Consider the following 19,952-nt stretch of genomic DNA (forward strand, 5'->3'; position numbering starts at 1 on the left):
TGTATAAATTGAATTACGAGTTTTTTATAGCAAAACGCATTATTGGTAGTAAAGCGTATAAAAGTAGCATATCGGCACCAATAATAAAAATTGGTATTGCTGCAATTGCTATTGGTATTGTAGTTATGATGATTGCTATTGCAACAGGTATTGGTTTGCAACAAAAAATACGCGACAAAGTTGTGGCATTTAATGGCGATGTTATTATTTCTAATTACGATAGTAACAATTCACAAGAAAGTTTGTTTCCTATATCTAAAGAACAAGGTTTTTATCCAGAATTTAACTCGGTTGAAGGTATAACTCATATTCAGGCTGTAGCAACTAAATTTGGTGTTATTCGTACTGAAACTGATTTTGAAGGCGCTATTTTAAAAGGTGTAGGAACCGATTATGATTGGAAATATTTTAATGAGTTTTTAATTGAAGGTAGGTTGCCAACTTTCGATAAAAAATGGAGTGAAGAGGTTTTAATATCGCAATATTTAGCTAACCGATTAGATTTTAAAATTAATGATACCTTTCAAATGGTATTTTTAAAAGAAGACACAGAAAAACTGCCTAATATTATAACTTTTAATATTGTTGGTATTTATAATTCTGGTTTTCAAGATTTAGATAAACAATTTTTAATTGGAAATATTCGTCATATTCAAAGGATTAATAAATGGAAAGAAGATCAAATAGGTAACTTTGAAGTGTTTATTGACGATTTTGATGACTTACAAACAAAAGGTATTGAAATTTATAAAAACACACCATCTACTTTTAATACGCATACAGTAAGTGATAAATATGCCTCAATTTTCGAGTGGATAAAAATATTTGACAAAAATATTTACGGCATTATTGGTATTATGATTTTGGTTGCTGGCATAAATATGATAACAGCATTACTTGTTTTAATACTTGAGCGTACACAAATGATAGGCATATTAAAGGCCTTAGGAAGTAATAATTGGAGTATTAGAAAACTGTTTTTATATAATGCTTCGTATTTAATTTTCTTAGGATTATTATGGGGGAATATTTTAGGTTTAGGTATACTGTTTGCTCAAAAATATTTTAAGTTATTTCCGCTAGATCCTAGTGTGTATTATGTTACTGAAGCTCCTGTTTATATAAGTTTTGGTTATGTTTTAGCTTTAAACTTAGGAACGCTTATTTTGTGTTTAATTATGCTTTTAGTGCCTTCGTATATTATAACCAAAATATCTCCTGTGAAGGCTATTAGATTTGATTGATAGCTAGTGTTTTTAGTAAATTTTTTAAGGAACAGGATCATAACCAGAACCACCCCAGGGATGACAGCTAAAAATACGTTTTATAGCTAACCAGCCTCCTTTAAATAAACCATGCTTTTGTAAAGCTTCTTTGCTATAATGAGAACAAGTTGGTTGAAATCTACAAGTAGCAGGTGTTAATGGCGAGATCAATGTTTGATACACTTTAATTAAAAACAAAAACGGTGCTATGAGTAGTTTCTTTAACATATAGTATTGTCATTCCTGCGCAGGCAGGAATCTGTTTGGTTTTAGTTCAGATTTATAATGGTTTCCTGCCTTCGCAGGAATAACAAAGCAACTAATTAACAGAAAACGTTGTGCCTTCTTTACCATCTTTAAGTTGAATACCTGCTGCAGCTAATTCATCACGAATTTTATCAGACAAAGCAAAATCTTTATTTGCTCTAGCTTCTTGTCGTAATTTAATTAGAATATCAACAGCACCAGAAAGTTTGTCGCTTCCAGAATCTTTTTTAGTCACGTTCTCTAATCCTAAAATATCAAAAACAAAACTGTTTATAGTATCTTTTAGAAGTGCTAAATCTTCAGTAGTTAAGGTTTCACTACCGTCTTTAATTTGATTAATGTATTTAGCGGCTTCAAATAAATGCGCAATTAAAATTGGCGAATTAAAATCGTCGTTCATGGCATCATAACATGTCTGTTTCCATGCGCTAATATCAATTGAAGATGATTCAGAAGCTTTTAAGCTATCTAGTAAATTAACACCATCCATAAGTCTGTAAAAACCTTTTTCGCTTGCTAGTAAGCCGTCATCAGTTAAATCTAGGACACTTCGGTAAGACGATTGCGCTATAAAAAAACGAATCACACTTGGTGCATATGCTTTACTGAAAAAATTATTGTTTCCAGAAAGTAATTCATCTGGATTTACTGTGTTTCCTGTCGATTTAGACATGCGTTGCCCATTTAATTCTAGCATATTAGCATGCATCCAGTAATTTACAGGGCTTTTTCCTTTGGCAGCTTCGTTTTGAGCTATTTCACATTCGTGATGCGGGAATTTTAAATCCATACCACCACCATGAATATCAAACTGTTCTCCAAGATACTTCGTACTCATGGCTGTACATTCTAAATGCCAACCTGGAAATCCGTCACTCCAAGGCGATGGCCAACGCATAATGTGTTGTGGTTCGGCTTTTTTCCAAAGAGCAAAATCTTGCGGATTCTTTTTATCGCTTTGTCCGTCTAATTCACGGGTGTTATGTATTAAATCTTCAAGCTTACGTTTACTAAGTATACCGTAATCTTTGGTTTCGTTAAATTTGTGTACATCAAAATAAACAGAACCGTTTACTTCGTAACCAAACCCATTTTTTATAATGGTTTCTATAAGTTCAATTTGTTCTATAATATGACCTGTTGCAGTAGGTTCTATACTTGGCGGAAGAAAATTAAACGTGTTTAAAATGTTATGAAAATCGACAGTATAGCGTTGTACGACTTCCATAGGTTCTATTTGTTCTAAACGTGCTTTTTTTGTTATTTTATCTTCACCTGCATCAGCATCATTTTCTAAATGACCTGCATCTGTTATATTTCTAACATAGCGTACTTTATAACCCAAATGTTTTAAATAGCGAAAAATCATATCAAAAGACATGAAGGTTCTAACATTTCCCAAATGGACATTACTATAAACTGTAGGTCCACAAACATACATGCCTATATAACCTTCGGTAATAGGTTTAAACGTTTCTTTTGTTCCTGTAAGTGAATTGTATAATTTTATTGGATTATGTTGATATAACTGCATGTGTAATTTCTTGAGCCGTTTATTGTTATGCTATTATAAAAAAGATTAGATTAAAACTTAGTGTCTAATTTAATGTAATCTAAAAATTCTCTGCGTGTTGTTTCTTCTTTAAATTTTCCGCCAAATTCTGAAGTAACGGTACTACTTTCAATATCTCTAATACCTCTAGAGTTTACGCATAAATGTTTAGCATCAATAACACAAGCAACATCTTGTGTATTTAAAACCTCTTGTAATTCTTTTACAATTTGTATGGTTAGACGTTCTTGAACTTGCGGACGTTTTGCAAAATAATCAACCACACGATTCATTTTTGATAAACCAACTACAGTACCATTTGAAATGTATGCTACATGTGCTCTTCCTACAATAGGAAGTAAATGGTGTTCGCAAGTTGAGTAAACAGTAATGTTTTTTTCAACTAGCATTTCGCCATATTTATATTTATTATCAAACGTTGAAGCCTTTGGTTTTTTCTTAGGATCTAAGCCTGCAAAAATCTCGTTAACAAACATTTTTGCAACACGATTTGGCGTGCCATTTAAACTATCGTCAGTTAAATCAAGCCCTAATGTTTCCATTATATGGCGAACATCGTCTTTAATGATATCTATTTTTTCTTCGCTAGAAAGCTTAAAAGCATCCGTTCGAAGCGGTGTATTTGATGAAGTTCCAATATGGTCTTCTCCTAAAGAGTCATATTCTTCTATGTTATTGTCAATTTTCATCTATTAAAAAAATCTTGTTTTTTAGTCTGCAAAGATAAGTAATTCCGTTTTCTTATGATTTATCTTAACAAACAATTAATTGTAACAGGTTTGTCTGAGTTTTACTCTATAAATTACATTTAAATAAAAAAAGCTTGAACTATTTAAGTTCAAGCTTTTTAAAATATTTGCTAATATTATTTTTAAATATTGAAACTTAATGATAGTGTTATGTTTGAGTTTACACTATCTATGTTTGCTGTATCGGTAAGTCCAACATTATATAAAGGAGTTTCGAAAGAACGTTCAGATTGATCGAAAGTAATATCTAGTTTGGTATTGCCAAAATTGTAGCCAAGACCTAAAGAAAAACCTGTTAAGTCGCCAACTGTAACACCATCTGCATAAGGGCTTTCTTCAAAACGATAACCGCCTCTAAAACTAATTTGTTTCACTTTATATTCGCCTCCTAATCTATAAGTAGAGGCCGATGTTAATACATTAGGAATATCTCTGTTTAAATCTGCATAATCGTTTTCAGGTTTAAATTTTGTAGCTCCATAATCCTTTTTAGAATAATCGAAACTAATTAACCCTTGTTTTGCAAAAATATAAGCTAAACTTCCTGTTATTTTACCAGGTGTTTGTAGTTTGTATTGAGGGTAAACGTTAACAATGTCTGCAATAAAACCAATATCTGAATTTGCTTCATTAGAATTTATATATTGTGTAGTTTCTTCTTCAATGGTATACCAAGTAGGAGAATCATAAGTTATACCAACTCTAAACTCTGGACTCAGTTTTAAAATACCACCTAATTGAAAAGAAAATCCGTTTCCTATAGTTGATAAATTATTGTCAAAATCAATTAGGTTTAAAGACGAACTATTATTAAGTTCTCTTTCATTTGTTTCTCTTAATGAATTTGAGCGTTGGTAGTCTATGAAATGGGAATTTAAGTTTATTCCTAAGTATAAATTGTCTTCATATTGGGCAGCCATGTTAAATGATACCTTTCCGTTATATCCAGTTGAGCTATAGAAATAGTCATGAGTAAAATCTCCATCAGTTAAACTTGAAAAATAGCTAGTATTGTTATCGTCATCTACATCTGGGTTAAGTATGTATGCTTGATACCCTAGAAATGCTTGTTGATGTTGAAAACCAAAAGAGTTTCCAATATCTTGATAAGCTTCTTCAATGTATTCATCACCAATTAAAGAAATATCTCCTAGTCTTACACCGTCAGCATAATTTAAAAAGTATAAATCGATGGATTGATTATTTGTATTTGTACCATATGACCTCCAATTATTATCATGGTTATTCGTTTGTTCATAAGCAACAGCTAAAGTAAATTTTCGCCAAGGTGAATTGCTATTACTTTTAAATACAAAAGCAGCGCCTCCTTGATTTAAATTAAAATTAGAATCGTTTGTTGCTTCTAGATTACCAAAATAATTGGTGTCGTTATTTGAATCGGCTATATCAATTGAAAAAGAGGCGTGACTTTGACTAAATACCGCAGAACCAGCAGGGTTTAAACTAACGGCACTCATGTCTCCTCCTAAGGCTCCAAAAGCACCACTTAAGGCTCTAAAACGAGCAGATCCTTGAATTTCATCTTGTGAATATCGTAGTGCATCACTAATATCTTGTGCGTATATTGTGGACATAGAAAGCAAGCCTATGAACAGTAAATTTAACTTTTTCATGTGTATGTTTTTTTGTTTTTTTTAATAAGTCTTAGCGACGTCTTCCACTACTAGATGAGCTAGAACTTCTTGAGCTTCCGCTAGAACTTCTGCTGCTACTGCTTGAAGATCTTGATGCTGAACTAGAACTTGAAGAACTGCTTCTGCTTGGTGTGTAACTAGAACTTCTTGAAGAACTGCTACTTCTACTTGGTGTATAGCGAGAATTACTTCTAGATGGTGTGTACCTTGTATTAGAACTTCTTCTTGCAGTAGAAGATGTTGATCTTGAAGTAGAATTAGAAGAAGGTGTTCTTACAGAAGTACTTCTTCGCATCGTTGAATTACCAGATTGAGTTCTTGGACTGTAATTTCTTGTAACTGCACCAGTACTTCTTCTAATTGTATTACCGTTTATTGTAGAACGTGTATTGTTTCTGTTAGCAATACTAGATGAACTACTTCTTCTTGATGTATTATATTTTGAAGTTGCTGTTCTAGTTCTAGTATTAGCAACACCACTTCTTCTTGAAGTAGAGTATGCGTTATTTCTTGAGTTACTAGCATAGTAGCTACCTCTTCTGCTGGCACTATATGAGGTGTTTCTTGATCTGTAAGATCGGTTATTGCCATAGTATCTGTAATTATTGTATCCGTAATACCCATAATTTCTGTATGGATTACCATAACCATATCTATAAGGGTTGTATGCCCAACCATTATAAAAACCACCATATCCATAATAAGGAAGACATGAGTTTATGCCGTAATATCCTCCCCAGTTATTCCATCGGTTCCAGCCCCAATTGTTCCAGCCGTAGCCATATCCACCGTTCCAACCCCAGTTATTCCATCCATTATACCCCCAATTGTTCCAACCGTTGTCTATATAGTTTATAGTAACACTATTGCTGTTTTGTCCCCAACCTGCATACCCTTGGTAATCATTTGTGTTAACTAAAGAGTCGTTGTCAATATAATTGTTGCCTTCATAGCTATCAATATCTGTAAATATTTCACTGTTAGAAATCATATAATCAGCTTCCTGAGATTTATTTCTAAAATAATCTTTATAGTAACTATTATTGTTTTCATTAGGCACTTCAACTACTGCAGTTTCTTGTTGTATTACTTTAACAGTATTGTCTCCATAAATACCATCGTTATCTACACCAACGTATTGGTATGAACCACATGATGATAAACCAAGTAGCAAAGTAATTGCTGCTAAGAATGGCATTTTTCGTTTTAAGTAGTCTTTAAGTTGCATATCTATAGAATTTAATTGTTGGACATAACAAAAATAGTTAGTTTTGCTGAACTATTTTTATATTTAACATAATCACAATATTTGTGCCAAAACATTTATATGAGCAAAAAACTTACCAGTAGAGCAGAAGATTATTCAAAATGGTATAACGAATTGGTTGTCAAGGCAGACCTAGCAGAGAATTCGGCCGTTAGAGGGTGTATGGTAATTAAGCCATATGGATATGCAATTTGGGAAAAAATGCAGGCAGAATTAGATAGAATGTTTAAAGAAACAGGACATCAAAATGCATATTTTCCATTATTTGTACCTAAAAGTTTATTTGAAGCTGAAGAAAAAAATGCTGAAGGTTTTGCAAAAGAATGTGCTATTGTAACACATTATAGGTTGCAAAACGATCCTGATAAGCCAGGAAAATTACGAGTAGATCCAGAAGCAAAACTAGAGGAGGAGTTAATAGTTCGTCCAACCAGTGAAGCTATTATATGGAATACGTTTAGAGGTTGGGTGCAATCTTATAGAGATTTACCATTATTAATTAACCAATGGGCTAATGTAGTACGTTGGGAAATGCGTACACGTTTGTTTTTACGTACGGCAGAGTTTTTATGGCAAGAAGGTCATACAGCACATGCAACAAAAGCAGAAGCTTTAACAGAGGCTAAATTAATGAATAATGTATATGCAACCTTTGTTGAAAACTTCATGGCAATACCAGTTGTTCAAGGTGTGAAAACAGAAAGTGAACGTTTTGCAGGCGCCGATGAAACATTTTGTATTGAAGCATTAATGCAAGACGGAAAAGCATTGCAAGCAGGAACATCTCATTTTTTAGGACAAAATTTCGCAAAAGCTTTTGATGTTAAGTTTGCTAATAAAGAAGGGAAACAAGATTATGTTTGGGCAACTTCTTGGGGGGTATCCACTAGATTAATGGGTGCTTTAATTATGACGCATAGTGATGATCAAGGATTGGTATTACCTCCTAATTTAGCACCAAATCAAGTAGTCATTATTCCTATATATAAGAATGAAGAACAACTTAATGCTATTACAGAAGTAGTAAATGGCATTATGAAAGATTTAAGAGCTAAAAATATATCGGTTAAGTTTGATAATAGAGATACGTTTAGACCAGGAGCTAAGTTTGCACAACATGAGTTGCAAGGTGTGCCTTTAAGAATTGCTATAGGCGCAAGAGATTTAGAAAATGGTACGGTTGAGTTAGCGAGAAGAGATACTTTAACTAAAGAAGTAGTAGCATTAGATGCTTTAATAGATAAAGTTGAAGGCTTAATGACAGAAATACAAGATTCATTATTTAAAAAAGCTTTAGATTTTAGAAATACACATATTACAGAAGTGGATACTTTTGAAGAATTTAAGACTGTTTTAGAAACAAAAACAGGATTTATTTCTGCGCATTGGGATGGTACAAATGAAACAGAAGAAGAAATAAAAGGACAAACTAAGGCAACTATAAGATGTATTCCTCTAGAAATGAAGGAGGAAGAAGGTGTTTGTGTGTACTCGGGAAAACCTTCTAAAGGTAGAGTATTGTTTGCAAAAGCGTACTAATTTAAATTTTTTTTAAAAAAATTTAAATTAGTGTTGCGACATTTAAAAATAGTTGTATTTTTGCATCCGCAATGGAGACATTGTTAGTTATTTGAAAAGAAAGTGTTGAAAAAAAATAAATTTTAAGTTGCAGTTTTGTAAATTAAATTTATCTTTGCGCTCTCAAAAACAAATGGCCCGTTCGTCTATCGGCTAGGACGCCAGGTTTTCATCCTGGTAAGAGGGGTTCGATTCCCCTACGGGCTACAATTTTTTAATAAAGAAAGAACAAAAATAAAATGGCAAATCACAAGTCAGCATTAAAAAGAATTAGAAGTAACGAAGCGAAACGTTTAGTTAATAAATACCAACATAAAACAACTCGTAATGCTATTAAAAAATTACGTGAATTAACTGATAAGAAAGAAGCTGAAGCATTATTTACTTCTGTAGTTTCTATGTTAGATAAATTAGCTAAGAAAAATGTTATTCACGCTAACAAAGCTGCAAATCTTAAATCTGGTTTAGCTAAGCATGTAGCTGCTTTATAAGAAACATTAAAGTTTTAAAATATATTTAAAAGCTTCTCAGAAATGAGAAGCTTTTTTTGTATGCCTTCATTTTTGTAATGTTATTTTAAAGAATTATTTAAATGATTAAATTTTAACAAACAAAATTATAGAAAAACACCCGTTTTTGATTTCTAAAAAATTAAATTTGCAATTATTAGAAAGTTAATTAATTATATAATCTTACCCTTTTGGAAAATAACAAAGCAATTAAATTAATCGACAAAATTCTGGCTAACCTGGATGAAACAGGTATTAATACAGAAGCATTAATTGAAGATATAAAAGCATTAAGAGAATTTGCTTTAGAAGCACAAATACCTTTAGTAGTTAAAGTACTTAGATTGACTTACGAGCATATAGAAGCTAATGAGTCGTTTCTTATTCCTATTCTTGATGATGAGCCTATTGAAGAAGAAGGAGTTGTATTAGAGGCCGATTCTAATCCTGTAGAGAGTCTTAAGTATTTAATTTCTCTTATAAAGAATCTTGATAATAAAATGAATATAGCCGATTTAAAAGAATATAGAGACCTTTTAAATAACTATTAATTTATAAGTAATAATATTAGTATTTGAAAACGATCACTTTTAAAGTGATCGTTTTTTGTTTTTATAAAAGTTGATGTTTTTATTACTTACTATTTTAAATTAAAGAAACCATGAATGCGTTAGCGATTGTAGTGGTTAGCTTTTGGCGAGCGGAAGCATCGAGCCAAAACTATGAACGTAAAGCGCGACCCTTGGGGTAACGCCCAAAATGAAAAAACCTCAACAATAAATTGCTGAGGCTTAATGGTAGTTAGTTTAATGTTTAGTTCAGATTCCTGTCTTACGGGAATACAATTATATTAGAAACTTAGAGTTGGTGTCTAGGTTTCATTTTTGTTATCCGTTCATGGATATTAAAAATTCTTCGTTGTTTCTGGTTTGTTTAAAACGGTCGTTTATAAACTCCATAGCTTCAACAGGGTTCATATCGGCAAGATATTTACGCATAACCCACATACGTTGAATGGTAACTTTATCTAATAAGATATCGTCGCGACGTGTGCTCGAAGATGTTAAATCGATAGCAGGGAAAATTCTACGGTTAGATATTTTTCTATCTAATTGTAGTTCCATATTACCGGTTCCTTTAAATTCTTCAAAAATTACTTCGTCCATTTTAGAACCTGTTTCGGTAAGTGCTGTTGCAATAATGGTTAAAGATCCGCCATTTTCAATATTACGAGCTGCACCAAAGAAACGTTTTGGTTTGTGTAAAGCATTGGCATCTACACCACCACTTAATATTTTACCAGATGCTGGTTGTACTGTATTGTAAGCTCTTGCTAAACGTGTAATAGAATCTAAAAGAATTACCACATCATGACCACATTCTACTAAACGTTTTGCTTTTTCAAGAACAATGTTAGCAATTTTTACGTGCTCGTGTGCTTCTTTATCAAAGGTAGAGGCAATAACTTCGCCACGTACATTACGTTGCATATCTGTAACCTCTTCAGGACGTTCATCAATTAATAAAATCATTTGATAAACCTCTGGATGGTTTGCAGCAATAGCATTTGCTACATCTTTTAATAACATGGTTTTACCTGTTTTAGGCTGCGATACAATCATACCACGTTGCCCTTTACCAATAGGGGCGAATAAATCCATGATTCTTGTAGAAATAGTGGCTTGTTTTTCGGCAAGGTTGAATTTTTCTTGCGGAAATAAAGGTGTTAAATGTTCGAAAGCCACACGGTCTCTTACCACATTAGGATTTTGTCCATTTATTCTACTCACTTTTATTAAAGGGAAATATTTTTCACCTTCTTTTGGAGGTCTTACATGTCCTAAAACAGTATCTCCAGTTTTTAATCCGAATAAACGAATTTGCGATTGCGATACATAAATATCATCTGGTGATGATAAATAGTTATAATCAGATGAGCGTAAAAATCCGTAACCATCTTGCATAATATCTAAAACCCCTTCACTTTCAATAATGGCATCAAATTCAAAGTCTGGTTCACGGTAGCGATTTCTGCTATCTTTATTGCCATTATTACTATGTACGTTGCCGTTTTTTTGATTTTTATTTTGGTGATTAGGCTCTCTTTTTTGTTGAGGCCTTGGTCTAGGATTTGGTTTATTCTCGTTCTTCCTATCGTTTTGAGGTCTAGGATTTGGTTTGTTCTCTACTTTTTTATCGTCTCTTTTGTTAGGAACGTGTGCTTTTGGTTTTTCAGCAGTTTCAACTGTTTTAGTGTCTTCTACTTTATTGTCAACAGCTTTTACTTCTTCTAAAGGAAGTTCTGGAGCTTTTTCAACAGGTTTATTTGCTGGTGTATTTTTTACTAGCTTCTGTTTTTGAACACGTTGTCTAGGTTTTCTAGCTACGGGCTTCGTTTTTTCATCTGTAGTGTCAGTAGGTTTTTTAGGTTCAACAACTGCTGTCACTGCTTTTGGGTCGGCAGCTTGTGTATCTAGTATTTGGTAAACTAAATCTAATTTTTTTAGGGAACGGTATTTTGGGACGTTCAGTTTACTTGCAATCTCCTGAAGTTCAGTGAGTTTCTTTTCTTTTAATTGTGAAATTTCAAACATTGATGTTTATATGTAGTATTTATTTGAATATAAATTTGAGTTATTCTGAAAAAAAATGATTTTAATCTGAAGAATTAATAACCTGTTAATGCGGTTATTGAGGATTTATAATGCAATTATACAACTTTATTTTAATTTTTAGTATTAATTTTAAAAAAGAAACTACTATTTTTGCCATCTAGTTTTAAAGAATAACATGTTACAACGTATTCAAACCATATATCTTTTATTAGCTGCAGGAGTTTCTGCGGGACTAATTTTTGTGTTTGATTTATGGTCTACAACAGACCAAGTTAAAGTATTTGCTATGGATGTTAATTATGTGTTTGTTGCTTTTTTAGCATCGGCATTATTAGCAATCATTACTATATTTAAATACAAAAACAGGAAGTCTCAATTTATGTTGGGGCGTCTTAACATCATATTAAACTTTTTTTTACTAGGATTTTTTGTATATCAATCTCTAAATATATCTGGAGAGACGGCGGTTTCTGAGAAAGGTATTGGGATGTTTCTTCCTATTATTTCTATCGTGTTTTTGGTTTTAGCCAATAAAGCCATTAAGAAGGATGAAGATCTTGTAAAATCTGTAGATCGATTACGATAAACCTAACATCTTAGTAGTATTAGTGCGAAAAAAACCCAAAGTGAAAACTTTGGGTTTTTTTATTTGATATCGGCCTCCCTTAATCCCTCCAAAGGAGGGAAACACTCTTGCTTCTATAAACGCATAATTATTTTAGCAGTATTATAGGTTAGAGTAAGTAAGTCCTTCCCGTTTGGGAAGAATTTAGGATGGGCTTCTTTTATTTTATTTCAACAAGTTCTAAATCGAATATTAATTCATGTCCAGCTAAAGGGTGATTAGCATCAACAATAATGTGATCTTCTTTAACTTCAGCCACACGAAATTGTGTTTCTCTACCTTGTTCATCTTTAGATGCTAGACCCATACCTACTTCAGGAGCCATATCTTGCGGAAGTTGTTCTTTCTTTACTTCGTAAAACAACTCTTGTCGTACATCGCCATAAGCTTCTTCAACAGGAATATTGATAGTTTTCTTTTCGTTTACTTTCATATCAATAATACCTTTTTCAAAACCAGGAATAAGCGCACCTTGACCTAATGTAATTTCTAAAGGCTCTCTTTCTAACGAGCTGTCAAAAACCTGTCCATTGCTTAATTTTCCTGTGTAATGTACTTTTACCGTATCATTTTCTTTTACTTGACTCATAAATAATATGTTTACTGTTTTTAAATCGCTGCAAATCTACGGTTAATCTATAGAAGTCTTGGTGCTTTTTTAGGGTTTTTAGCGTTACCTTTTATCCTGAATTTAGTTCAGGAACAGGTCGGGCTTTTCGCAGTCGCTTCCCGATGAAAAATCGGGAGAGCTTCAACAAATGCTGCAATCCCTAACGCGGGCAAGTGTGCTAAAATTAGTAACTAAGGTAAGTTTTAAGTGAATTTTAGTGATAAACAGTGTTTTGTCATGTCGACAGAGCGAAGTAAGAGCGACAAGACATCTCATAAGGATGGGATTCCTCCTCGTATCTCGTTCGGAATGACATCGTTCTTGTATTAAAATTGTTTAAAATATGATTGTTAATTAATATATGTTATAAAGTAATTAGGAAGGGCTACTCTTAGGATGCCTCACCGGAAATTCAATAACCTCCAAATTGTCAATTTTTTTACCATCAATAGTAAAGCGTAACATGGTTCTGGTTTTATGAAACCCATGTTTACCAACCGCACCCGGATTCATGTGCAACACATGTAATTTCTTATCGGGCATGACTTTTAAAATATGCGAATGCCCACAAATAAAAAGTCTTGGTGGGTTTTGTTTCAACGCCTCAATAACTCTAACGTTGTATTTTGGTGGATAGCCACCAATGTGCGTTATCCAAACATCAACATCTTCACACATAAACCTATTGTGTTCAGGGAATTCTAACCTGACCGTTGCATCATCAATATTACCATAAACACCGCGTAAAGGTTTTAGCTTTTTTATGGCATCGGTTACTTTTAAATCGCCAATATCTCCAGCATGCCATACTTCATCAGCTTGTTTTACATATTTTAAAATATCATTATCAATATAGCTATGTGTGTCTGAGAGCAGTAATATTTTTTTCATGAATGGTAACCAAAATGTATGTTGGTAAAGTTATATATAATTGTTTTAAAAGTTACAAACGGATGATTAAGATTTTTATGTTGACTTTGTCGGAATTTTTAGCTAAATTCGTTTAGCTTATGATGTGAAATTTTAAAATGATTTTATATCAATGTCGTTTTAACCAATGTAAATCAAGAAAACGAAAAACACAATATGGCATTAAAAGATAAAACTGTGGAAAAATTACAAGGAGAATTAAAAGGACTAAAAATGATTAATGGAGCATTGATAGGTGTTTTGATTTTTTTATTTATTGTATGCATATACGGAATAGTAACAAAAGAAGATAATAGTACTTTTAGAGCCTTAATAGTAGTACCTTTAGCTTTAAGTGCAATTATTCCATTAAATTATGGCAATATGAAAAAGATAAAAAAAGAATTAGAATTGAGAAAGTAACTATGCTTTTAATCAGGATTTAATGAATCATTTATTTCGAATAAAAAAGAAGTTGAACACAAAATAACACCTGATAGGGCATAAGTTGTAAAAACATTTTGAGTTTTATTTTTTTGGCTAAAAATACTGGTTACAGTAAAACACCTCTTAAAAATTAAAGTTTTGAATAAATTTAGTAACTTTGATATTATGGATTTAAGTTTACAAAATAAAAAGATTGAATTAATACAATGGCTTTCTACTTTAAATGACCAATCATTAATTGATAAGTTAATGAAATTAAAAGAAACAGAAAAAGTTGATTGGTGGCATGAAATTTCTATAGCCGAAAAGAAATCAATAGAAAAAGGTATAGAAGATGCTGATAAAGGTAAACTAACTTCTCACTCTAACGTTAAGAAAGTTTATGAAAAGTGGTTATAAAGTCTTGTGGACTGACCACGCAATGTCTGAATTAAAAGAAACAATTGAATATTTAGAAGAAAATTGGACAGAAAGAGAATTAAGAAGGTTTTCTGAAAAATTAGATCACACTATAGAATTAATATCAAAAGCACCAGATATTTTTCCTTCTTCATTTGAAAAAACAGAAATACGAAAAGCAGTTGTAGAAAAACATAATAATCTTTACTATAGAGTCATTGAAGATTCTGTTGAGATTATTTCGCTGTTTTCAAACCGAAAAAATCCTGATAATAAAAAAATATAATATGATGCATTTGTAGTGGTGTTTTTTATTTTCTTTAAATAAAAAAAACTTTAAAAGCTAGTTTGTAATTTATTATGGATTCTTGCCTGCACAGGAATAACGGGGTAAAAGGTTGAGACTAAAATTATGCTAGTGGTTGCGTTAGAGATTATTCATTGGTTACTATTCTTAAATTAATGAAATCATGAATGCGTTGCATTTGCAGAGGTTAGCTTTTGGCGAGCGGACGCTTCGAGCCAAAACTATGAACGTAAAGCCCGACCTTTATTCTGAACTAAATTCAGGATAAAGGTAACGCCCAAAACACATTTTTAATATATAATTAAGATGTGAGGTTTTATAGGAAGCACAAAACTATCTATTTTTGTGCTTCAACAAAATTAGTAGAGTTTTTACGATTATTAACGGTGTTATTTTTGTCATAAATAAATAATGCTATAAACGCAGTAATTAAAAACACACTGGTCCACACATTACCAAAATTTAAACCTATTGGTTTAGAAATATAGTTTCCAATAGTGGCGCCTATAGGGTGAATAATTACAATAGCAGCCCAATAGAAAATAATTGAAGATATTATTTTGGCTCTTAAAAGTACTACTGAAATAATTAAAAGGATGATAAGTAATATGGAGCCGCCAGCTGCTCCTAAAGGCGTATCATTCGTTAAAAAATCGCCAGATGTTGTTCCAAACGTACTCGACGTAATAATAGCTAGCCAATACAAAAAAGATTGAAGGTTAAAGTTTTTCTTCTTTACTGTTTTCATCAGTAGAATTAAGATTAATAATGTTGCGACTACTAATAACGATCCGTAAATGGTTCCGAGGTTTAAATCGATACATATTAAATCTGCTATATTGGTACCGCCTATATTACCAAGAATAATTAATATCCAATACAGTAGGTCGCTTTTGTTTTTAGAAAAAATAGAATAGCTAATGGCTATTAAAAATGTGCTGAATAAAATTATTGAGCCCGTTTGATAACCAAGGCCTAAATCTCTTGATATGTAGTTACCAACAATTTCGCCAGTTGTAGTGGCTATTATCATTAGAAACCAGTAAAGTACTGTTGTTTTTGGGATGTTAATCATGGTGGTTTGTGTTTTGTTTTTGCATTAAATGATTTCGATATCTGTAATCATTGGTTTGGTAATAATCAATAATATCGGTTAGGTTTTTGGTGTTTTCTTCTTCAGGTATTAAGGTGTTCGTGCTTTTTTCGTACTTATAGAAATACGCTTTCTTTTGATCGCCTAAAATGCTTAGTTCTGTTCCTTTTAATAATCCAAGTTTTCTGTAATTTCCAATAAAAACACGTTGTTGGTTAGTGTCAATCATATTAATGTCTTTACCATAAAAATTAGATGTATACTCCCAACCTAAATAGCCAAATAGCGTAGGGAAAAAATCAATCTGAGAGGCTTGCTTTTCGATTTTCGTTTTTGGGCTATTTGGTAGGTTATAGATAATAGCAGGGATATGATATTTTCCAACATTTAATTCCCGTCTCCCAGCTGAACTAGCACAATGATCTGCCATAATTGCAATGATTGTGTTATTAAACCAAGGTTTGTTTTTTATTGCTTTAAGAAATTTACCAATAGCGAAATCGGTATATTTTACTGCGCCATCTCTACCAGTTCCTGAAGGAATGTCTATAGCGTTCTCTGGGTAGGTATAAGGTCTGTGATTAGAGGTTGACATGATAAAATTAAAGAAGGGTTTGTTTGATTTGAAATTTTTATCAGCTTCTTTAATCACTTGATTGTAAATGTCTTCATCACAAACACCCCAAGCATTTTCAAACGTGACGTCTTCATCTTTTATATTTGTACGTTTTGCAGTGAACGAATCTCCTAAAAGATATCCACGACCTCTATCGACAATATCAAAACCATTGCCGCCAAAAAAGCTATTCATATTGTCAAAATAACCATCACCACCGTAAAAAAATGTTCTAGTATATCTTTTTTCTTTGAAGATGTCTCCTATATTGTATAAGCCACTATTATTTTTACGTTTTACAATGCTTCTTCCTGGTGAAGGCGGTACCGATAATGTAATTGCTTCCATTCCGCGAACAGTTCTTGTGCCAGTTGCATAAAGGTTTTCAAAAGAAATACTTTGATTAATTAAAGTGTCTAATGTTGGTGTTATACTTTTATCGTTTCCGAAGTGGGTTAAAAAATCGGCACTAAAACTTTCTAAGCATATAAAAATCACATTAGGTTTAATTTCTGGGTTATAGCTTTTTATAGAACGTTCTATGCTATGATTTTCTTTAGATTCAAGAGTGTCATTTTTTGTTGATAATTTCTTTTTTAATCTTTTGAAAGACGCATCTAAATCTTGATTTTTGTAGAAATCAGTATAACTTAATTCATTATTTCTAAAGGCTGCAAAAAAGGAATAAATTCCTGCTTTAGAAATTTCATTTTCATACCTGTTTTTAGACCATTCTGCATCGTTGTTGTTTATGAACAAAACAAAAAATAAAGGAATGAATAGACCGATAAGTAAAAACATGTGTTGTTTTTTTGTTCGTTTTGATGAAAATGTATTTTTAAAAGTATTTAGCTTTTTAAGAATATAATATTGTATAAATACTAAGAAGAAGATACCAAGTAGTAGTAATGGTAATGGGTAAGACTGATTGATGTTCTGAACTACTTCATAGGTATAAATAAGATAATCTACCGCAATAAAGTTGAATCTGTTTTTAAATTCTTCCCAAAATGTGAATTCTGAAAAAAAGGAGAATGTTAAGATTAGTGTGGTTATAAAGTAAAAAGTATATGTGAAAATTTTATCGAAATGATTCCCAATCCACTTATTTGGAAAAATAATTAAATAAAAGAGATAAAGGATATTGAAAAATGCTATAACTCCAATATCAAAGAATAATCCGGTGAAGAGTATTCTTAAAAAACTTAGTACTGAAAAGTTAATAGCTGAAAAGGACCAAAAATAAAAGGCAAGTCTTACAATAAGTGATATTGTTAAAAATAGCAAGGAGAAATTAAGGATGAATGATAAACGATTGTTTTTTAATTTTTTAAGCATGTTTAAAAAAATAAGGGAGGTACGTTAGTATAAAAATGGTTAAGAATGTAAGGGCAGCAAATGTTACTGCCCCAGCAGCAATATCTTTGATAAATCCAATTTTTGGATGCTGATCTTTATGTGTAAAATCTGCTAGTTTTTCTACGGCAGTATTAATGCCTTCTATAGCCAAAACTAAGCCCATAGCAAGTGTTTGGTTAATCCAATCTTGTTTTGAAAGATCAACAAAAAAGCCTAGAAAAATGATTAAAGTAAAAATGGTAGACTGCGCAATAACACTATGTTCTGTTTTTATGAGTAGTAGTAAACCTCTAAAGGCATATTTAAAACTATATAGTCGTCCTTTTAAAAAATCTGTCATGTTAAAGAGGTTAAAATTTATAAGTAAAGCCTAATAGGTAATGACCTTTTTGACTGTTTAAGGTTAATTTTAAATGTTTTTTTTGATATTCTGTTGTAAAGAGGTATGAACTACCAATACCTATAACTGCACCTGCTAAAACATCTAAGACATCGTGTTTATCTGCATCAATTCTACTGAATGCTGTTAATCCAGCTAAAGCATAGGCAGGGATACTGTATTTAAAACCGTAGCGTTTGTGAATAAATGCGGCACTTTGAAAAGTTGTTGAGGTGTGTCCAGAAGGGAAAGAGTTATTGTTACTCATATCTGGACGCGATTTATTGACACTTAGTTTTAATCCATAGGTAACAGCTTCAGCTACTAAAAGGCCTTTTGTAAATTGCCAAGAGCCTTTTGTATCATCCACTATTAAGGTAGTTGCTATAGTGGCAGCGGGAAGCACAAATAATAAAACATCGCCTGTTGTTTCTATAGTTTTGTTTTGCGCAGATATTAGGTTTGTACTTATTAAAAATAGGAACGTAATAAGAACGGATAATTGTAAATAACGTGTTTTGTTCATTGAGAATTTTAGAATTGATTTCTCAAAGAACGTGCGATTTAAAAAGAATATTTATTAGAAGAAGTGCGGACTGACTTTATTAGACGTATTTAGATTGTTTTAGATATCTTTTTTTTGAATTCTGTAGGGGTTAATCCTTTGATTTTCTTAAAAGTAGAATTAAATGATGATTTAGAGTTGAAACCAACTTCTGTAGCAATGCCAAAGAGTGTTAAATGGTCATTTTGGTCGTTTTCTAATCGATTTACGAATGCTTCAACGCGATAATTATTGATAAAATCTTGAAAATTTGTTTGCATATGTACATTCAATATTTCAGAAATATATTGTCGTGGAATATTCAGTTTTTTAGAAATATCGTGTATCGATAATTTATTGTTTAAGTATAATTTATCGTTTTCCATTAAGCTAATTAAAGCCGTTTTGTATGTTTTAATTAATGTAGGATTTAGGTTTGATTTTTTGTATTTATTGGTTTCTCTTTTAGGTAAAAGATTAGAATTTTTACTTAGAAGTTTAAAAGCTATAAAATAAAACAAAACGGCAGTAATTAATAAAAGATAGCTATTGAAATTTTGATCGTTAAACAATGGTGTTTCAGAAAGCCTAAACATTCTAACAATATCATTCAGTGAAGATAATGCGAATAATAAAGCGATTGGAATAGCAAAATAAAGAATCCAATGTTTATTTTTGGTAGTAACTACTTCGTATACAATAATGCATAAATAGATTAAAAAAGTAAGTTCTGTAGGAATTTCAAAAATTTCTATTAATAAATGATCTTCGCCTTTTAAAAGTTCTATAACTTCAATAATGAAATAGAATATATTAGGAAGGAAGAAAAAATAATCGGTTAGTGCGAATTTTTCTTTTTCATTTTTGTAATAGCGAAAAAACAGAAAAAAAAACGTTACAAAAAGGGAACTGTCAAACAGGAACCAATCTGCGTTTGGTACAAAAATGTTGTTTTTATCATCTCCTATAATGTAAAATAACACCGAAAGGAAGCTGCCAAATAGTAACCAAAATGTGGTCTTTTTGTATTCCTTACGATTAATAAACAATGCCGAAAGGACAAAAAGACCTTGTAATAAAACGATTATTTGGATTGTTCTAAGCATGGATTTATTTAAAAAGTAGACAAGATATAAAAAATGTGATTGTTATATTATATAACTGTTAAGTAAAACACATTTTTAAT

21 protein-coding genes and 1 tRNA gene are annotated in these 19,952 nt (G+C 31.7%); 9 read left to right on the forward strand and 13 right to left on the reverse strand.

Features of this window, described 5'->3' with window-relative positions:
• Nucleotides 1-8: 8 nt before the first annotated feature.
• Entirely contained in the window at nucleotides 9-1,244 is a 1,236-nt protein-coding gene (locus tag ACH5TX_RS04415) for an ABC transporter permease (protein WP_439338327.1), read from the forward strand.
• Nucleotides 1,245-1,268: 24 nt separating this feature from the next.
• On the opposite strand, the gene yidD is transcribed toward ACH5TX_RS04415, so the two are convergent.
• From yidD to ACH5TX_RS04440, 5 genes are all read right to left on the reverse strand, one after another.
• On the reverse strand, nucleotides 1,269-1,493 hold the full coding sequence (gene yidD / locus ACH5TX_RS04420; RefSeq protein WP_439338328.1) for a membrane protein insertion efficiency factor YidD: 225 nt from the start codon (nucleotides 1,491-1,493) through the stop codon (nucleotides 1,269-1,271).
• A gap of 91 nt (nucleotides 1,494-1,584) precedes the next feature.
• A complete protein-coding gene (gene cysS, locus ACH5TX_RS04425; RefSeq protein ID WP_439338329.1) occupies nucleotides 1,585-3,066 on the reverse strand; it encodes a cysteine--tRNA ligase in 1,482 nt (493 codons plus the stop codon).
• Between the two features lie 50 nt (nucleotides 3,067-3,116).
• Entirely contained in the window at nucleotides 3,117-3,794 is a 678-nt protein-coding gene (gene folE, locus ACH5TX_RS04430; protein WP_439338330.1) for a GTP cyclohydrolase I FolE, read from the reverse strand.
• 182 nt (nucleotides 3,795-3,976) lie between these two features.
• On the reverse strand, nucleotides 3,977-5,488 hold the full coding sequence (locus ACH5TX_RS04435; protein ID WP_439338331.1) for an outer membrane protein transport protein: 1,512 nt from the start codon (nucleotides 5,486-5,488) through the stop codon (nucleotides 3,977-3,979).
• A gap of 31 nt (nucleotides 5,489-5,519) precedes the next feature.
• The gene (locus ACH5TX_RS04440; protein ID WP_439338332.1) at nucleotides 5,520-6,737 is read right to left on the reverse strand and encodes a hypothetical protein; all 1,218 of its coding nucleotides are present in this window, start codon (nucleotides 6,735-6,737) and stop codon (nucleotides 5,520-5,522) included.
• A 99-nt stretch (nucleotides 6,738-6,836) separates the two neighbouring features.
• On the opposite strand from ACH5TX_RS04440, the gene proS reads away from it, so the two are divergent.
• The 4 genes from proS (at nucleotide 6,837) to ACH5TX_RS04460 (ending at nucleotide 9,414) form a co-directional block, all read left to right on the forward strand.
• Nucleotides 6,837-8,315: a proline--tRNA ligase gene (gene proS, locus ACH5TX_RS04445; protein ID WP_439338333.1), complete on the forward strand. Its 1,479-nt coding sequence runs from the start codon at nucleotides 6,837-6,839 to the stop codon at nucleotides 8,313-8,315.
• Nucleotides 8,316-8,489: 174 nt separating this feature from the next.
• A tRNA-Glu gene (locus ACH5TX_RS04450) sits at nucleotides 8,490-8,561 on the forward strand.
• Nucleotides 8,562-8,593: 32 nt separating this feature from the next.
• Complete coding sequence (gene rpsT / locus ACH5TX_RS04455; RefSeq protein ID WP_439338334.1) at nucleotides 8,594-8,845, forward strand: 30S ribosomal protein S20; 252 nt, start codon at nucleotides 8,594-8,596, stop codon at nucleotides 8,843-8,845.
• Nucleotides 8,846-9,054: 209 nt separating this feature from the next.
• Nucleotides 9,055-9,414 carry a hypothetical protein gene (locus tag ACH5TX_RS04460; protein ID WP_439338335.1) on the forward strand — a complete coding sequence of 120 codons (360 nt, stop codon included), beginning with the start codon at nucleotides 9,055-9,057 and terminating at the stop codon, nucleotides 9,412-9,414.
• Nucleotides 9,415-9,750: 336 nt separating this feature from the next.
• Here the strand turns inward: ACH5TX_RS04460 and rho are convergent, their stop codons facing one another.
• Entirely contained in the window at nucleotides 9,751-11,457 is a 1,707-nt protein-coding gene (rho, locus tag ACH5TX_RS04465; protein ID WP_439338336.1) for a transcription termination factor Rho, read from the reverse strand.
• 196 nt (nucleotides 11,458-11,653) lie between these two features.
• Here rho and ACH5TX_RS04470 point away from each other — a divergent pair, with 196 nt between their 5' ends.
• Nucleotides 11,654-12,064: a DUF4293 domain-containing protein gene (locus tag ACH5TX_RS04470; protein WP_439338337.1), complete on the forward strand. Its 411-nt coding sequence runs from the start codon at nucleotides 11,654-11,656 to the stop codon at nucleotides 12,062-12,064.
• A gap of 199 nt (nucleotides 12,065-12,263) precedes the next feature.
• Here the strand turns inward: ACH5TX_RS04470 and ACH5TX_RS04475 are convergent, their stop codons facing one another.
• On the reverse strand, nucleotides 12,264-12,692 hold the full coding sequence (locus ACH5TX_RS04475) for an FKBP-type peptidyl-prolyl cis-trans isomerase (protein WP_439338338.1): 429 nt from the start codon (nucleotides 12,690-12,692) through the stop codon (nucleotides 12,264-12,266).
• A 396-nt stretch (nucleotides 12,693-13,088) separates the two neighbouring features.
• Nucleotides 13,089-13,604 carry a metallophosphoesterase family protein gene (locus ACH5TX_RS04480; RefSeq protein WP_439338339.1) on the reverse strand — a complete coding sequence of 172 codons (516 nt, stop codon included), beginning with the start codon at nucleotides 13,602-13,604 and terminating at the stop codon, nucleotides 13,089-13,091.
• A 195-nt stretch (nucleotides 13,605-13,799) separates the two neighbouring features.
• Between ACH5TX_RS04480 and ACH5TX_RS04485 the strand changes: the two genes are divergently transcribed.
• The 3 genes from ACH5TX_RS04485 to ACH5TX_RS04495 all read left to right on the forward strand — a co-directional run bounded on the left by ACH5TX_RS04485 (nucleotide 13,800) and on the right by ACH5TX_RS04495 (nucleotide 14,754).
• Nucleotides 13,800-14,045, forward strand: a complete 246-nt coding sequence (locus ACH5TX_RS04485) for a hypothetical protein (RefSeq protein WP_439338340.1) — start codon at nucleotides 13,800-13,802, stop codon at nucleotides 14,043-14,045.
• 162 nt (nucleotides 14,046-14,207) lie between these two features.
• On the forward strand, nucleotides 14,208-14,468 hold the full coding sequence (locus tag ACH5TX_RS04490; RefSeq protein WP_439338341.1) for a hypothetical protein: 261 nt from the start codon (nucleotides 14,208-14,210) through the stop codon (nucleotides 14,466-14,468).
• Nucleotides 14,452-14,754 (forward strand): type II toxin-antitoxin system RelE/ParE family toxin, encoded by a 303-nt coding sequence (locus ACH5TX_RS04495; RefSeq protein WP_439338342.1) that lies wholly within the window; start codon nucleotides 14,452-14,454, stop codon nucleotides 14,752-14,754. The genes ACH5TX_RS04490 and ACH5TX_RS04495 overlap by 17 nt, the downstream gene beginning before the upstream one ends.
• Nucleotides 14,755-15,112: 358 nt before the next feature.
• Here ACH5TX_RS04495 and ACH5TX_RS04500 read toward each other — a convergent pair whose 3' ends face one another.
• The 5 genes from ACH5TX_RS04500 to ACH5TX_RS04520 form a co-directional block, all read right to left on the reverse strand.
• Complete coding sequence (locus tag ACH5TX_RS04500; RefSeq protein ID WP_439338343.1) at nucleotides 15,113-15,850, reverse strand: COG4705 family protein; 738 nt, start codon at nucleotides 15,848-15,850, stop codon at nucleotides 15,113-15,115.
• The gene (locus tag ACH5TX_RS04505; RefSeq protein ID WP_439338344.1) at nucleotides 15,843-17,285 is read right to left on the reverse strand and encodes an LTA synthase family protein; all 1,443 of its coding nucleotides are present in this window, start codon (nucleotides 17,283-17,285) and stop codon (nucleotides 15,843-15,845) included. The genes ACH5TX_RS04500 and ACH5TX_RS04505 overlap by 8 nt, the downstream gene beginning before the upstream one ends.
• A 529-nt stretch (nucleotides 17,286-17,814) precedes the next feature.
• Nucleotides 17,815-18,183 (reverse strand): diacylglycerol kinase, encoded by a 369-nt coding sequence (locus tag ACH5TX_RS04510; RefSeq protein ID WP_439338345.1) that lies wholly within the window; start codon nucleotides 18,181-18,183, stop codon nucleotides 17,815-17,817.
• A gap of 10 nt (nucleotides 18,184-18,193) precedes the next feature.
• Nucleotides 18,194-18,748 carry a phosphatase PAP2 family protein gene (locus tag ACH5TX_RS04515; protein ID WP_439338346.1) on the reverse strand — a complete coding sequence of 185 codons (555 nt, stop codon included), beginning with the start codon at nucleotides 18,746-18,748 and terminating at the stop codon, nucleotides 18,194-18,196.
• An 89-nt stretch (nucleotides 18,749-18,837) separates the two neighbouring features.
• Entirely contained in the window at nucleotides 18,838-19,872 is a 1,035-nt protein-coding gene (locus ACH5TX_RS04520; protein ID WP_439338347.1) for a helix-turn-helix domain-containing protein, read from the reverse strand.
• Between the last annotated feature and the right edge of the window lie 80 nt (nucleotides 19,873-19,952).

The sequence above is a fragment of the Thalassobellus citreus genome (assembly GCF_044385915.1).
GTDB lineage: Bacteria > Bacteroidota > Bacteroidia > Flavobacteriales > Flavobacteriaceae > Thalassobellus > Thalassobellus citreus.